Origin of the sequence: Clostridium sp. AM25-23AC (assembly GCF_003435125.1) — a bacterium.
Taxonomy (GTDB): domain Bacteria; phylum Bacillota; class Clostridia; order Lachnospirales; family Lachnospiraceae; genus Pilosibacter; species Pilosibacter fragilis.
The window spans coordinates 17,856-33,460 of the sequence record NZ_QWGI01000030.1; the positions used below are offsets into that span (position 1 = coordinate 17,856).

Sequence of the window (15,605 nt, forward strand, 5' to 3'; positions counted from 1 at the left end):
TTAATCTTCCCCATTCTCTGTGCTCTGTATCTGCTATCAGCCCCTGTACTTTGCACGCTCACGCTGCTCATAAATTTTCGTGATCCGAGCTTCCTTCAACAACGTTAAGCGTTAAATTTCTCAGGCGGGCTTACAGCGGATCATTTCCCTGGCACTACATGTTCTTCATGACATCTTTCCTCACATCCAGCCGGTCACGCAGCTCATCCGCGAGAAGGTTGATGCTCAGGGAAAGCAGTAAAATACAGAGCCCCGGCGCGACGACGAGCAGCGGTTCCTGGCGGAAATACTGCCTCGCGTCGTTGATCATAACGCCCCAGTCCGGTGTCGGCGGCTGGAGTCCCAGACCCAGATAGCTCATGGATGCCACGGAGATCACGTTTCCGGCAATTCTTGTGGCAAAGAGCACGCATAAGGTTCCAAGGATATTGGGCGAAATGTGGAGAAACAGGATCCTGAGATCACTGGCTCCGATGGTCTTAAGTCCCTTGATAAAGCTCTCCTGCTTTAATTTCATGACCTCGCCACGGGCGATCCTGGAAAAACCTACCCAGGAGTTGATCACGATAGCGATCAGCATGCTCTTCACGCCCTGTCCCAGGAGACCTGCCACAGCGATCATAAGTGTCAGGCCCGGAAGTCCCTGGAAGATGCTGGAAATCGTCGTGATGACTCCGTCGATCCAGCCGCCGAAATATCCCGCGAAGAGTCCAAGAACAAAGCCGAGCAGCATGGAGAGCACCGTCGCAGCCAGTGCGAGAAGAATGGACTGTCTTCCGCCGTAGAGAACACGGCTCAGGGTGTCCCTGCCGATATTATCGGTGCCTAAAAGGTGCGCAGCCGACGGTTTCTGAAGCGCCTCTGACAGGTTCGATACCAACGGATCATAAGGCGCGAGAACCGGTGCCAGGACGCTGGTGAGAAGAATGATAAATAAGAGCACAAGACCGGTCTTCGCCTTCACGGTCAGACGGGGTTCTTTTAATTTTCTCATGATTCCACCGCCTCTCCCGCACGGATCTTTGGATCCAGCGCGATGTAGATCAGATCGATCAGGATATTTGTCAGCACATAGATGCATCCGGAGAACAGAACGTAGGCCTGGACCACATAGTAGTCTTTCGACTGCACGCCTGCGATAGCGTAGCTTCCGATTCCGGGGATCGCGAAGATCGTCTCCACGATGGACGCGCCGCCGATGATACCCGCCATATGGTTTCCCAGATAGGTGATGATCGGGATCAGGGCGTTTCCGAAGGCGTGGCGGATCACCGCGCGGCGGCGGCTCATGCCTTTCGCGTCAGCCACGGTCATATACTGGCGTCCGATCTCATCAAGGATCGCGCTCCGTGTCAGTCTCGCGCAGACTCCGATACTCGGGAGTGCCAGCGTGATTGCCGGGAGAATAAAGCCGGAGCCGTCAGAGATTCCGCTGCTGGGCAGGATCTTCCACTGTTCGGCAAAGATGAAGATCAGGACGATGGCGATCCAGAAGCCGGGGACGGACAGGGCCACTGTGGAAAATGTCCCCAGAACATGGTCCAGCAGCCGGTCTTTTTTCACCGCCATCAGGACACCAGATCCCACGCCGAAGACGATCGTTAAGATTATGCTGAAACCAGCCAGCTTTAACGAGATCGGGATCCGCTTCGCGAGCTGGTCCATGACACTTTTATTCGTGAAAAATGAGCGGCCCAGGTCGCCGTGCGCCAGACCGTCGACCCAGTTGAAATACTGGACTACCGCCGGCTGGTCCAGGCCCATTTTTGCCGCCATGGCATCATACTCCGCCTGCGTGTAGGATTCATTTCCATTTGGATTCAGCACCTGGTCCACCGGATCCCCCGGCGACATGATCCCAAGCGCAAAGGCAATGATACTGATTCCGACGAGTACCGGCAAGAGCATCAGCATTTTTTTCAGAATGTACTTTAAAAGTGCCATATGTGTTCCTTTCAAAAACAGCAGAACTGCCTTTTTCAGACAGTCCTGCCAAATTCATGTCTTATCTGCCTGACCGGCGGATATCTGACCCGCCGGATCGCTCTCAGATATTATTTTACCCAGGAAATTGTCGGAAGGCCGACACCGAAGGTCTTTCCTGCGTAGTGTGTGATCGCTTTGTTATGGATGTTAACGTTGATCTGGTAGCAGATCGGAACGCATGCGCTGTCATCGAAGAGTTCCTGCTGGATCTCATCATAGATCTTGCTGCGCTCTTCCACGTCAGCGATCGTCGGAGCTTTTGCAACGAGCTCATCGATCTTCTCGTTATAATAGTTGTAATTTAATGTCTTGTTGCTGTTTCCTTCGCTTGCGAAGTACTGCTTAAATGTGGAAGTCGGATCTGCGTTGTTGATTCCGAATACGGTGAGTGTCATGTCGTAGGTGCCTTCCTGCTGTCTCTCTTTATAGAGGGAGGAATCTACGATCTCGATGTTGATGTTGACGCCGAGTTCAGCGTAAACCTGCTTTAAATACTCTGCAACCGCCTTGCAGTTGTAGTCAGATGCAGTGCTGGAACGGATGATCATGGTCATGTCCACAGTTTTGTCGCCGAGAACCTCTTTTGCGAGGGCTTTTGCCTGCTCCATGTCATAAGTTCCCTGAATATCCAGATGGAATGTAGACTGGGTGCTCAAGAAGGAGTATGCCGGCTGTAAAAGTCCGCCATAGATCACGCTGCAGATGCTGTCGCGGTCTGTTGCGAGGTTGAATGCCTCTCTCATCCGCTTGTCCGCAAGGTACTCATTTTTATCGTTGAACATGATGTACTCGGTCATATGGCTCGGAGTGCTGTCCATCTCGAAGCTGGAGTCTGTGTCGCAGAGGTTCTTTGCAGCGTCCATGGTGATCGCGCCGTTGTCCGCAAGTCCCATAACTTCACCGGATTTTAATGCAGATACACGTGTCTCTGCATCCGGGATGCAGCGGATCTTGAAGGTCTTTACCTTGCCGTTCTCGCCGTAGTAATTGTCGTTTCTCTCAAGTGTCACATACTCGGACTCTACATGGTCAACGATCTTGTATGGGCCTGTACCGATCGCGTAGTCGGAGATCACGCCTGTCTCCTCGTCGAAGCAGTTCGGGCTGTACATCGGGCTGCCGTAGTCGGAAAGGACATACTCAAGCGTTGTGATCGGCTGTGTGAAGGTGAATTTTACGGTGAAATCATCGACTTTTTCCATCTTATCGAGGTTCGGGAGAGATTTCTCGATACTGAGTGTCGTATATGTGGAGGTAATTCCATGACCCCAACGCTCGATATTCTTTAAGCATACATCAGCATCAAACTGGACACCGTCTGTAAAATACGCGTCATCCCGCAGGTTGAATGTCCACTCGGTACAGTCATCGTTGTGCTCCCAGGATTTTGCGAGCCACGGATCGATCACGCCGCCGTTGTTCGCTGTGAGAGCTTCCCATACATAAGCGCCTTCCCAACAGTAGTAAGCGTCTCCGCTTCCCTGTACAGCGTCACGCGGAGTCGCAATAACGACCTCATCTGTCTCGTTTTTCTCTGTGTCTTCCGCTGCCTCAGCTGCTGTTGTTTCCTCCGCTGCACTTGTCGCTGCCGCTGCAATTGTCTCTGTCTTTTCTGTCTCTGCCGCACTGTTGTTCGCGCTGTTTCCGCATCCTGAGATTACGGATGCCGCCATTGCTGCCGCTAAGAGCAGACTTGCATGTTTCTTCTTCATGTTCTCCTCCAGGTTGTGTAAATATTGAATTGTTTTGCCTCCCGGCCTATCCTTATCTGTAACCGACCCGGTAATTGTACAGGGCTGATGGATAGCTGTATTTTATTTATAACTTCGGAGTTGGTATGGAGATGTTCCATCTGAGAATTTTCAAATACCGAAATGCATATGCATCAGAAAAAGATGTCCGCTGGAATCAGCCGACATATAAACGGTACGATCAATGCCTCGTGACCTGGAAATTTTCTTCCTGTACCAGCAGTCCGGCAGGTTTCCTGACTTACAGATCATCACACAAAACCGCCTTCCCAAAGCTTTCACGACAGTTTATCCAACTGTCCTTCTTCCTCAGTGACCGCGCTTTCGCGCATGGTCTTGTATTCCCTGCTCACAGTGACGAGATCGTACAGGCCTTCCACCTGTTTCCCTTTTACCTGCTGTCCGCCTGTTCTCATGAACTTTTTCACAGCGGCAGCAGCACCGGATGCCTCTTCGATTGTTATGGGAGATATTTTAGCATTACAGAAATTATTATGCAATAGGCTCTATAAAAAACGGGGACAGATTTTTTGATCCGTTCCCGTTTTATCCGTAATAACAGTATTTATAAGATTTTTAGCCGGTTTTTCACCCACAGAAACTACAGTTTCTGACTATGGTAGATCTCACCGTCCAGATCTTTCCAGACAACTACCCCATCCTGTAGGATCATGTAACTGTGCTCGCTCTCCGCTTTCGGAATCGACACGGAACCCGGATTCAGGTACAGGTTTCCGTCGCCGAACGATTCCCAGGCCGGGATGTGGGTATGTCCGTGGAGGAGAATGTCCCCTGGTTGAAGCGGAGGGAGCTGTTTTAAGTTAAAGTGGTGGCCATGGGCGGCGTAGATCAGGCGGTCCGCCGTTGGGATCACTGCGTAATCCGCGAGGATCGGGAATTCCAGAACCATCTGGTCCACTTCGGTATCACAGTTTCCGCGGACGCAGAAGATCCTGTTTTTCCGCTCATTTAACATTTTGATGACTTCCTTTGGGTCGTACTCTTTCGGGAGGTTGTTTCTCGGTCCGTGGTATAAAATATCGCCCAGAAGCAGGAGACGTTCCGCCTGCTCCCGGTCGAATGCCTCCAGCATCTTTTTGCAGTAGTACGCGGAGCCGTGGATGTCGGACGCGATCATGAGTTTTATCATTTCAGCAGATTCCTTTCCTTTTACAGATCAGCGCATCTATCTCCATGCTGCTCTTGCCTTCTTTAGATTTCATCGTTCCTGTCGTTTTTTTCAAGCACATGGACATGTTCTGTCACTGTTTTATTTAACAATTTCCACTCCAGATCCTTGTTCGTATGATGATACCGGAAGCCGCATTTTTCTGCCACGCGCTTCGATTTTTCATTCCCGTCAAAATATGCGTACCAGATTCGTTTCAGCCCCAGTTCTTCAAATCCGTACCGAATCAGCTCCTTTACCGCCTCCGGGATGATTCCCTGCCCCCAGTACGGAGTTCCCAGCCAGCAGCCGATCTCTCCCTCATCTTCTGGTACCGGCATATTGCATGCCTCGCCCACTGTAAGGCCTGCACAGCCCACCGGCTTTCCGGTGCTCTTTAAAACCACCGCATACGTTCCATCCGCCGATAAAACTTCCCGGATGATCTCTCTGCTGTTCTCCACACTCGTATGCATCGGCCATCCTGCTTCCGGACCGACCTGCGGGTCTTTTGCATATTCGTAGCAGCTCTCCGCATCGCTCTCCTTCCATGGTCTTAAAATCAGGCGTTCTGTCTGTAATTCCATCTTTATTTATCTCCCTTCCATTTTTTATACAGGTGATTCTCCGTTAATACTACCAGATCACCTTCATCAATCCCCTGCTCATAAAGCCAGTCATCTTCCTGACGGATCATCCTCTCGTTTTCCTTAGCGTCTTTCAGCCGGACGAAAACTGTTCTCTTTGCCCCTACAGGGCGTTCCTCACAGCCATAGTCATCCTCCTGAATCTGGAGAATGATGTATTCCTGTTCGTTTTTCATTTTACACACTCCCCTCATAATCTGGCTTTTCACTTAACTTTTTTATAAAACAATATTTTCCTTTTCCATGCCCTTTGACCGTTTCAATGATCTCTGCGCTTATCAATAACTTTATTACTTCTGATGCTCTGGTTGCTTTTAATCCTGTCAACAGCATTATATCTTTTCTTCCAAACGCTTCTGCTGTTCCGTATGCTTCATATATACGCAGAATATGGTCCACTGTTTTATCTGATAATCCAGGAATTATTTTTCCAATCTGTTTACGAATGTTCGCTTTTATACTCTTATCGTTCACTTTTTGCATTTCAATGTTCGCTTTTATACTCTCATCGTTCGCTTTTGGAGGAATCACAAACTTTCCGCTGATATGCATGACACGATTATGCAGTTCATTTTCTTCATTCAATAACAGATTTCGCAGAAATAGCTCTAAATACTCTGTTGTTTCATGAATCCCAATTTTAAAATTATTATAATTTGCCCGCACCAATGCATTTCTAAAATACCATGCATTCTCGGCAAATATATCATTGGTGGCATCAAATCCCAGCGTTCTTAAATACTTGATAAAAAATACTGCCGTCGTTCTGGTATTTCCTTCCTCAAAAATATGGATTTGCCATAACCTTGAGACAAACACTGCCAGATGATGAATTATTTCATTGATCGACAGACCTTTATAGCTGAATGTTCTTTCTTCGGAGAAGTCATATTCCAACGTATCACGGAGTTCAGATGCATTTCCATAAAGAACTGTTTCTCCGTCTAATACCCACTCTTTTTTTGTGATGTTATAATCCCTGATCTTTCCGGCGTGTCTGTAGATTCCAGTAAATAGTTTTTTATGAATCGAGATATATTCATTTGGAGTAAAACTAAAACCCGTTTCTGACAAGACCTTTACGATCCGGACAGAAACCTTATCCGCTTCCTCCGTTCTGTCTCCAGGATCCTGTTTTGGGTTTTCTTCATAGTAGCTATTTAAAAGCGAATTTACCTCATCAATTGAAATATCACCTTCGATATTCCGAATCGCAGTATCGATCAGATATTTTGACGTTTTCAGCCCATCTACTGCCTGCAGCCCAATTGCTGTCTGCCATGCATAGCCTTTTTCACGCTTATTCGGTTCTGATTCTCTTATATATTCTTTGAAAGGATCCTGATTCATTTTCATCTCCCAACTAATTACAGTGTAGGCATTTTTTCGTTAATAACGCTACCGTCTCCACATGTGTTGTCACTAACATAGGAACACACATCTTTTACCTCGTCTGCGATATGGGAACACAATTCTTTTGCCTTATCCCCTACGCTCTTTGTCTTGTCAAAACGCTGTTTTGCGTTTCCAACCTCGTTTCTAAATCCTGTTTTATATATAAAAGTAATTTTATAGGGATCTTTGTTTCCATCTTCATCATAGCCACCGACTATGACTTTTTCAATAATACTTTCAAAAATACCTCTGTCAAACTCTTGAAGCACTTCATTTTGTGATAATGCTTTCTTAAAATCCTCCACTCGTCGTTTCAGAGATACCTCATCTTCCATTTGTTGTTCCAGCATTTCTATATTCGCTCTTATGTCGGATAACTTTCTCTCATATCCAACATCTGTTTCTTCGTATATATCCTGTGAAACAATTCCTTCTAAGTATTTCTCCAAAAGTGCCTTCCGCTTCGTTTGAAGATTATCTGCACTTTTCTGATATTTCATAAGTTTATCTCTTGCAGTATCCTCACTCAAAGTTTTTTCAACTCTTGTAATAAATTCTTCTAATACATCTTTATTATCAGAACAAAGCATTTTATAGGATTCAATAAAAGCTTCTTCTATTACCTGTTCTGGTATTCCTTTACTATCCGGACAATATCTTTTGCCACTTTTCGTTGACTTTACACATTGCCATATTGTTTTCTTGTATTTTGAACTGCTATGCCATCTTCGTCTGGAAAGACTTGCTCCGCAGAAACCACATTCCAACATACAGCTAAATGCATACTGTCTGCTATATTTTTCTCGTTTCCCCGGTGTAGGGGATTTTCTTCCACCATTTCTGCGTTCTCTGATTTCCTGTGCTCTAGCAAAGGTTTCTTCTGAAACAATCGGCTCATGGTGATCTTTGATATAAAATCTATCTTCTTCTCCAAGATTTTCTAATCTTCTCTTTGAAATAGGATCGACCGTAAATGTCTTTCCCAGCAAAATATCGCCTTTGTATTTCTCATTGTTGATAATTCCCATTACGCTCGATGATGTCCAATCATTTCCCTTTATGGTCGTTATCCCCTGCTCGTTCAATTCTCTCGCAATCATGGTACTGCCTGCACCAGCAACATACCTATCAAAGATATATCTTACTACCTCAGCACCCTCTTCATTGATTGAAAGAGATTTTGTTTCAACATCATAATCATAACCTAGACAACCTTGAAATCCGACTAACTCCCCACGTTTCATTTTCATCTTCAAACCCTTTTTCACATAAGCCGAAGTATTCTCAACTTCCTGCTGTGCAACAGAGCTTAATATAGTCATAAGGAATTCGCCATCTTTCATGGTGTTTATCTTTTCTACTTCAAAATAAACTGCAATGCCTCTTTCCTTTAACATTCTGACATATTTTAATGTGTCCAATGTATTTCTGGCGAAACGTGGAAGACTTTTTGCAATAACCATATCAATCTTACCATCCATACAGTCTTGTATCAACCGTTGAAAATCTTCTCTTTTATCCACCTTTGTTCCTGTAATAGCTTTATCTGCATACACACCTGCAAATACCCATTGCTTATTATTCTGAATAAAATCAGTATAGTATTTAACCATTGAATTATAACTCTTTATCTGATCCTCATCATCTGTGCTTACACGACAATATGCAGCTACTCTCAGGCGGTCAACCTTCCTTACTTTGGAAGATTCGTCAAATGGATTATTGGCTTTAATAACTTCTACTTCCATATTTCCTCCTTTTGTGTTCCCACCGTAGTGTGCATAATTATTATATTGCAATACAGGCAGTAAGTCAAGTCGTAATATTGGATACCACACCATAATCTCTCATCAAGCGTTTCTTTATTTTTTCATATTCAAAATCATTGATTAGCTTCATACTCAACAGTTGCCTTAACATAGACAATTGCATACTGTATCTCAGCAACTTTTTCTTTTCTATAATATCCACCTCCAAATTCTATAGGCAGCACTTTATCTGCCCATGATAAACAGGAACCCATGCTCCTATCTCTCATCAGCAGATAACAAAAAATCCATACAGGTGACAGGTCATTACTCTGCCCACATCGGTATCGCACCGTCATCCAAATTGACCAGATTTCTCCGGAAGTATCATTATCAAAAATATGTATCTTTGCCCCGTGCAACTGCTGCACATTTTGCCAGACATCCCTCGCTACTTACCTTAACTTCAATACCAGATTTCAGTATTCCTTCGTATGAACCTTCTCTTATAAAAGAAAGCAGGTATCTCTTGGCGTGTCCGCATAGTGGCTCCACATATTCCACACGTCCTGTACGCATTTTTATATGAAATTGTCAAGGTACATTCTCAGGCTCCTGCCTGCATTTTGGATAAAATCAACTCTGGACTTATCAGCCCAAAAAGCACATAAGCACACTCCCGTCTGCTATGAACGGTGTTGTAAAAATTATGTGCTTTAGCGGAATGACAAGATTAGAGTTCCAGCTTATCCGGTCCATACTTGCAGATAATCTGAAATAAAACCTTCTTATGTATCCCCTCTGCCAGTTCATACATTTCCTGTAAAACTTTCAGCTCAAGAGTAGTCAGCGTATTCATGAATGGCTTATAATTCTCTCCCACAAAAATCCCACCATCGCCTCCCTGTTTTGTATAAATTGGAAAACCAAGAGATAAAGCCTGAATATCATTTTGTATTGTGCGAACCGTAACATGAAATTCGTCTGCCAGTTCTTTCGCCGTAATGCGGCGTCTGACAAGCAGAATATTTATGATTTCAGCTCTTCGATCTGCTGTATTCATGCTTTACCTCCTTTCTGTAAATTCTCCAATCTCATTGTAAAAAACGAACCGGAAAAAACCTTTCATATTAAAACAGGCTTTTTCCAGCAACCGCTTTTGACACAATCAATTCAACTTATCCCAAAATAAATACTCTTTTCTCTCCTGCTTTCTCTTATTGACTTTGCAGCTTCTGGTTGCTAAAATCTTTTATGGATAAAATCACAAATTCATAAAAAGACACACAAACTGCTATGGAGCTTCACGGGCATCTGATGCCTGCTGTGAGCCGTGGCAGTTTTTTTATTACCTATGCCGTTCTCCGAAGCCGGACAGCCGGACGCTGTCCATAAATGGGCGGTAACGCCCGTATGAGTTTTGGACAGGCTGCCTATGCAGCCTAAAACTCGCAAATTCCCTCTGGGCAATTTGCCAAAGATAGCAAGCACTGCCTGTGTTCCCTCACAGGCACCATTTTCCCAAGTTTCTTCCAAGTAAAAACTTGAGAAAATTGGCTTGCATGGGGCATATCCCCCTGACCCCTTTTGCACTCCAAAACCCAGCAATTACTCCACGGAAATTTCTGAATTTTTACGTTCAAAACCACACCGCCGGATACGGCATATCACAAAATCTTCTTTTCAAATAAGGAAGGGAAAGGACAAAGCAATGGCAAAAAGAGAAAGACAAAATGAATTGAAAATATATCTGAGCGATGATGAGCAGTACATCCTAGAACAGAAATGGAACGCCTCCAATATGAAAAGCAAATCCGCCTTTATCCGGCATCTGATTTTGTACGGATATGTCTATGATGTAAACTATGAACACCTACGAGAATACAATACAATCCTCTCTCGCATCGGAAACAATTTGAACCAGATTGCCAAGCGTATGAACGCCACGGGCAACGTCTATGAAGCCGATGTAAAAGAAGTAAAGGAGTTGATGAAACAGGTATGGCAATCACAAAAATCCATGCTATCCAAGCAACCGTCAATAAAGCAGTAGATTACATCTGCAACCCTGCAAAGACAGATGAAAACATCCTCATTTCTTCCTTTGGATGCAGTCCGGAAACTGCTGCTTTTGATTTCAAGTTCGCCCTGTCAAAAACCAATCAGGCAGACCCAAACAAAGCCTTCCATCTGATTCAGGCATTCATGCCCGGAGAAGTATCTTATAAGGAAGCTCATCAAATCGGCATAGAGCTTGCCGATAAACTTCTGGAAGGAAAATACTCTTACATTGTAGCCACCCACATTGACAAAGGACACGTTCATAACCACATCATTTTCTGTGCTGCAGATAACATCAATCATGAGAAATACCATGACTGTAAAAAGACCTACTATCACATCCGACATCTGAATGATGAGCTGTGTTCCGAGCATCAATTATCCGTCCTGCCACCAACTGACCAGCGTGGAAAAACATACAAGGAATGGCTCTCCAGTAAAAACAATTCCTCATGGAAAACCAGGCTCAAAAATGACATTGACGAAGCTATCCAAACTGTTGATACTTATGAGGACTTTCTTAACCTTATCCGTGCCAAAGGATATGAGATAAAAGGTGAAACCTTTGATGAAAAATCGTTAAAATATATCTCTTTCCGACCACTTGACCGTGAACAATTTATCCGTGGCAGAGCCAACTCTTTAGGTGCTGAATACACCAAAGAACGAATTAAGGAACGGATCGAAGCAAAGGAATTGATACAGCCTAAAAAGCGTATTCCATTTCCTACAAGAAAGAAGCAGCTTGTCAAAGATTTTTCTTCCCAAAAGCTTATTGACACCTCAGAAGAAAAGTTTGAACAAAATCTCGGTCTTAAAGCTTGGGCGGACATCCAAAACCTAAAGATTGCTGCCAGCAGTTACAGTGAAATAGGATCAATTGCTGAGTTGGAAAAGCAGCTTGCAGCCAAGTCGGTTCTTGCCAAAAATGCACGAAACAGTCTTGTTGAAACCGAGCATCAGTTAAAGGATTTAGGACAGATTTTGAAATATGCCGAACAATATCAGTCCAATCATATCTATCATGTCCGGTATCAGAAATCCAAAAATCCGGATGCTTACCTGCGAAGTCACGAAACAGAACTTCTACTCCATGACGGTGCAGAAAATATGTTGAAACGTCTTGGAATGAACCCTAAAACTCTTGATATTGACAAGCTTCGTAACGAATACAATTCATTGTATTCCAAGAAAGAAACCTTACAGAAAACCTATAAATCTGCGGAGAAAGAAATCAATGCTCTCAATAGAAAATTAGATAATCTGAATCAATATCTTAACCGTAGTTCGTCAGTTCAGCAGACTAATGACAGAAAAATGGAAAAGGACAAAACTACTCGCTGATTTTGCCCATCAAAAAAGGTGTATCGCATTGAAGTTTTTCACTTCGTTACGATACACCTTGATATGTGTAGTAAGCTCTTGCTGCTTTTTATACTGATATTCATTTTTTCTCGTATTTTCCACCTTCGTTTTATCATGTACTGTACTCCATATTCGCTCTGTATTCTAACGCAATTCACTCCTGTCGATGTGTAATGTAAACTACTATCGAGGTGAATTACAATGCAGGATATAAAACAAAATCTTGCCAACGCAGTACGTGAAGCCCGTACAGAACTCGGTCTTTCACAGGAAAAGCTGGCAGAAATTCTTAATCTAGATCAACGCACTATATTGAACATCGAAGCCGGACGTGGTAATCCGAAATTTGAGAAACTGTATCCATTGATTACATATCTTAAGATACCAGCAGATAAGATTTTCTATCCGGATAGCAACGACCAGAAGCCAAATCTTCAGAAGCTCTTTACCTTAATAAATGATTGCACGGAACAGGAAGCAAATGATTTGTTACCTATGGTTCGTTATTTGCTTGAATTACTGCGAAAACAAGATAACCCTACTCTTTGATAAACCAATAGAATCTATTTGACACTATTGGTTTTCTTATTTTCAATTATTTTTACTTATATTTTTTCTCCTCTCTAAAATCTTACTTGTGTAATATTTTAATTATTACACAAGTAAGATTTTAAATCAACCTGTTTGTTTTAATTGACAGCAGAAAAATTAGAACTTATAATATTTTTATTACAACCGTAAGATTTTAGGAGGGATTTTAAATGAGTGACTTGCCGCAGATTTCCGAAGCTGAATATGAAGTTATGAAAATCGTATGGAAACATGCTCCAATTAACACCAATGAAATAACAGAAAAATTACTGCAGTCCACAAGCTGGAGTCCTAAAACGATACAAACACTTATTAAACGTCTTGTTACTAAAGGTGTACTCACTTATGAAAAACAAAGTCGTGTTTTCGTTTATACTCCATTAGTAAAAGAAAGTGAATATATTTGCCAAGAAAGTAATTCCTTTCTTAATCGTTATTATGACGGGGATATTACAGCTATGTTATCTGCATACATAGAAAATGACAAACTGACAGAACCAGAAATAGAAACGCTTCGCTCTCTTCTATCCAAGAGAGGAAAAAAAGGAGGCGATTAACATGGCTAATTTCATGATACGCTTTTTCTTATGCAATGTATTGATCAGCGGTATCATCGGAATTCTTTTGATAGCCAAATGGGTATTCAGAAACAACTTGTCCAGCCGGATGCAGTATAATCTGTGGTTGCTGTTACTCGGACTTTTAGCAGTACCTTTTATGCCCTTCCGTCTAGTTAGTTTCCCGCAAATTTTCTCATGGCTCAGTAGCGTACAAAACTCCACCACTTCTCATGCCGATGTTGGTACAAATAATGTTATGAATACCGATTTATCTGGTACTACAAATTGGATGAATGACTTTGCCCTTTCTGTAAACCATGACACATCATCCGTTACCGGGTACATTTTATTGAGTATATGGATTGTGGGAATGCTTGTGATGATGATATTGGTAATCAAATCTTCTCTTCGTTTACGCACTATAAAGAGATCTGCACTTCCCCTTCAGAATCCGAAAGTTCGCAGACTGTATAACAGATGTTTGAATGAGATGAAAATAATAAGGAATATTCCTGTGTACAGTACCGCTTTTTTGAAATCACCTATTATCGTAGGATTTTTGAAGCCATGTATTTATCTTCCAATTCATTTAATCTCAGATTATCACGAATCTGATATGAGATATATGCTATTACATGAACTGCAACACTACAGACATAAGGATGCCATTGCCAATTATCTTATGAACTTTGCCGGAGTGCTTTATTGGTTTAACCCCTTTGTCTGGTTTGCGCTAAGAGAAATGCGTAATGACAGAGAAATTGCCTGTGACACTTCTGTTCTGAAAATGTTGCAAGAAGACGATTATGAGAATTATGGAAATACGCTGATTAACTTTATAGAAAAGGTCTCCATTACTCCTTTTCCGTTTGCTGCCAGCCTTAGCGGAAACATGAAACAAATGAAGCGTCGCATTATCAACATTGCCTCTTATGAGAAACCAACGTTTTGCAAGAAATTAAAAGGCATGACTGCTTTTATACTGACCACAGTTCTAATAATGGGACTTACACCTTTTATTTCTACATATGCAGCGGACGAAAGTCGCTACCAATGGGAATCTTCCTCAGAAAATATTTCATATGTAGATTTTTCTAAATACTTTGGAAAATACGAAGGAAGCTTTGTTTTATACGATCTTAGAAATGATGTCTGGAGCATACATGATATAGAACATGCTACGCTACGAGTTGCACCGGATTCCACTTACAAGATATATGATGCTTTATTTGGATTGGAAGAAGGTGTCATTACACCACAGGATTCTTTTATTGCATGGAATGGAGAAAACTATCCGTTTGAAGCATGGAACGCTGATCAGACCTTGCAGTCTGCTATGGCTTCATCTGTGAACTGGTACTTCCAATCAGTGGACGAACAACTTGGTACTACTTCCATTTACGATTATATCAAGGAAATCGGATATGGTAATAAGAACATGAGCGGTGATTTCTCCACTTATTGGATGGAATCTTCCTTGAAGATTTCCCCAATAGAGCAGGTCGAACTTCTAACCAGGCTGCAGAATAACAGCCTTGGCTTCGCCCCTGAAAATATCAATGCAGTAAAAGATGCCATATGCCTTTCCTCTTCCGATGCCGGAACATTCTACGGAAAGACCGGAACCGGACGAGTAAACGGACAAGATGTGAACGGTTGGTTTATAGGCTATATCGAAACTGCAGATAATACATACTTTTTTGCTACCAACATTGGTGCAGACAGCGATGCTACCGGAGGCAACGCAACTGAAATAACCATGTCTATCTTGTCAGACATGAATATCTGGAAATAAAAATATCGGGTAAAGGTCATAGTTATAATCCTTTGCCCGTTTTTTTATTTTCACTTTATGCATAAAAGCGTTTCAACTATCCAGTTCTATACGTCAAGAATTAGATTTATTATTGATGTATTCTACAATTTCTCCAATAAAAAAAGATATCAATGTCCCAATTGAAACAAACAAACTATCTCTATCACCTAATGATTCAATGAAGATTGAAAATGTAAACGTAAAGTTACTATACATATAATCATAAAAAACGTATTTCAGAGAACCTATCAAGAGCATCAACCCGAAAGAAATTAATGCATATATTAGGCACAGCAAAAAGCTAATGTCAATGCTGCGTTTGACAATGATTTTTCCCATAAAAAAACCTAAAATAAAAACCCCAATATCAATATATGTATATATAATTAAAAAACCCAAATAGGCTAAGGCCGCATTATATTTGGGAAATAAATAAAAACAAAGAAAATAAGCCAAAGCCACACATACAAAATATACGAGCCTATGAAACTTTTTCTGTAAAATAACCTAAGTAAGG

At 42.5% G+C, this 15,605-nt stretch carries 16 protein-coding genes and 1 riboswitch; of the genes, 5 read left to right on the forward strand and 11 right to left on the reverse strand.

Annotated features, from left to right (window positions below; genetic code table 11):
- Positions 1 to 154: 154 nt before the first annotated feature.
- From DW677_RS14860 to DW677_RS14905, 11 genes are all read right to left on the reverse strand, one after another.
- Positions 155 to 994, reverse strand: a complete 840-nt coding sequence (locus tag DW677_RS14860; protein ID WP_117469996.1) for an ABC transporter permease — start codon at positions 992 to 994, stop codon at positions 155 to 157.
- Positions 991 to 1,944: an ABC transporter permease gene (locus tag DW677_RS14865; protein WP_117469995.1), complete on the reverse strand. Its 954-nt coding sequence runs from the start codon at positions 1,942 to 1,944 to the stop codon at positions 991 to 993. The genes DW677_RS14860 and DW677_RS14865 overlap by 4 nt, the downstream gene beginning before the upstream one ends.
- Positions 1,945 to 2,054: 110 nt before the next feature.
- Positions 2,055 to 3,698 carry an ABC transporter substrate-binding protein gene (locus DW677_RS14870; protein ID WP_117504812.1) on the reverse strand — a complete coding sequence of 548 codons (1,644 nt, stop codon included), beginning with the start codon at positions 3,696 to 3,698 and terminating at the stop codon, positions 2,055 to 2,057.
- Between the two features lie 247 nt (positions 3,699 to 3,945).
- A riboswitch (cobalamin riboswitch) is annotated at positions 3,946 to 4,198 on the reverse strand.
- A 140-nt stretch (positions 4,199 to 4,338) separates the two neighbouring features.
- Positions 4,339 to 4,884, reverse strand: a complete 546-nt coding sequence (gene yfcE / locus DW677_RS14875; RefSeq protein ID WP_117567711.1) for a phosphodiesterase — start codon at positions 4,882 to 4,884, stop codon at positions 4,339 to 4,341.
- A gap of 65 nt (positions 4,885 to 4,949) precedes the next feature.
- The gene (locus DW677_RS14880; protein WP_117567701.1) at positions 4,950 to 5,492 is read right to left on the reverse strand and encodes a GNAT family N-acetyltransferase; all 543 of its coding nucleotides are present in this window, start codon (positions 5,490 to 5,492) and stop codon (positions 4,950 to 4,952) included.
- A gap of 2 nt (positions 5,493 to 5,494) precedes the next feature.
- Positions 5,495 to 5,728 (reverse strand): hypothetical protein, encoded by a 234-nt coding sequence (locus DW677_RS14885; RefSeq protein WP_015554009.1) that lies wholly within the window; start codon positions 5,726 to 5,728, stop codon positions 5,495 to 5,497.
- A 1-nt stretch (position 5,729) separates the two neighbouring features.
- Positions 5,730 to 6,902: a Fic family protein gene (locus DW677_RS14890; protein ID WP_117567702.1), complete on the reverse strand. Its 1,173-nt coding sequence runs from the start codon at positions 6,900 to 6,902 to the stop codon at positions 5,730 to 5,732.
- A 17-nt stretch (positions 6,903 to 6,919) separates the two neighbouring features.
- A complete protein-coding gene (locus tag DW677_RS14895) occupies positions 6,920 to 8,695 on the reverse strand; it encodes a recombinase family protein (protein WP_117567703.1) in 1,776 nt (591 codons plus the stop codon).
- Positions 8,696 to 8,759: 64 nt separating this feature from the next.
- The gene (locus tag DW677_RS18875; protein ID WP_080630485.1) at positions 8,760 to 8,879 is read right to left on the reverse strand and encodes an SHOCT domain-containing protein; all 120 of its coding nucleotides are present in this window, start codon (positions 8,877 to 8,879) and stop codon (positions 8,760 to 8,762) included.
- Positions 8,830 to 8,970, reverse strand: coding sequence for a hypothetical protein (locus tag DW677_RS18390; protein WP_173828750.1), 141 nt, complete (start codon positions 8,968 to 8,970; stop codon positions 8,830 to 8,832). Before DW677_RS18390 ends, DW677_RS18875 begins: the two co-directional genes overlap by 50 nt.
- 458 nt (positions 8,971 to 9,428) lie before the next feature.
- Positions 9,429 to 9,758 (reverse strand): HTH domain-containing protein, encoded by a 330-nt coding sequence (locus DW677_RS14905; RefSeq protein WP_117567704.1) that lies wholly within the window; start codon positions 9,756 to 9,758, stop codon positions 9,429 to 9,431.
- Positions 9,759 to 10,406: 648 nt separating this feature from the next.
- Here DW677_RS14905 and DW677_RS14910 point away from each other — a divergent pair.
- The 5 genes from DW677_RS14910 to DW677_RS14930 all read left to right on the forward strand — a co-directional run bounded on the left by DW677_RS14910 (position 10,407) and on the right by DW677_RS14930 (position 15,067).
- Positions 10,407 to 10,748 (forward strand): MobC family plasmid mobilization relaxosome protein, encoded by a 342-nt coding sequence (locus DW677_RS14910; RefSeq protein ID WP_117567705.1) that lies wholly within the window; start codon positions 10,407 to 10,409, stop codon positions 10,746 to 10,748.
- On the forward strand, positions 10,697 to 12,100 hold the full coding sequence (locus DW677_RS14915) for a relaxase/mobilization nuclease domain-containing protein (RefSeq protein ID WP_117567706.1): 1,404 nt from the start codon (positions 10,697 to 10,699) through the stop codon (positions 12,098 to 12,100). The genes DW677_RS14910 and DW677_RS14915 overlap by 52 nt, the downstream gene beginning before the upstream one ends.
- A 222-nt stretch (positions 12,101 to 12,322) precedes the next feature.
- Positions 12,323 to 12,670, forward strand: a complete 348-nt coding sequence (locus DW677_RS14920; RefSeq protein WP_117567707.1) for a helix-turn-helix transcriptional regulator — start codon at positions 12,323 to 12,325, stop codon at positions 12,668 to 12,670.
- Between the two features lie 212 nt (positions 12,671 to 12,882).
- Positions 12,883 to 13,269 carry a BlaI/MecI/CopY family transcriptional regulator gene (locus tag DW677_RS14925; protein WP_117567708.1) on the forward strand — a complete coding sequence of 129 codons (387 nt, stop codon included), beginning with the start codon at positions 12,883 to 12,885 and terminating at the stop codon, positions 13,267 to 13,269.
- 1 nt (position 13,270) lies between these two features.
- The gene (locus DW677_RS14930) at positions 13,271 to 15,067 is read left to right on the forward strand and encodes a BlaR1 family beta-lactam sensor/signal transducer (RefSeq protein ID WP_117567709.1); all 1,797 of its coding nucleotides are present in this window, start codon (positions 13,271 to 13,273) and stop codon (positions 15,065 to 15,067) included.
- Positions 15,068 to 15,605: the final 538 nt, after the last annotated feature.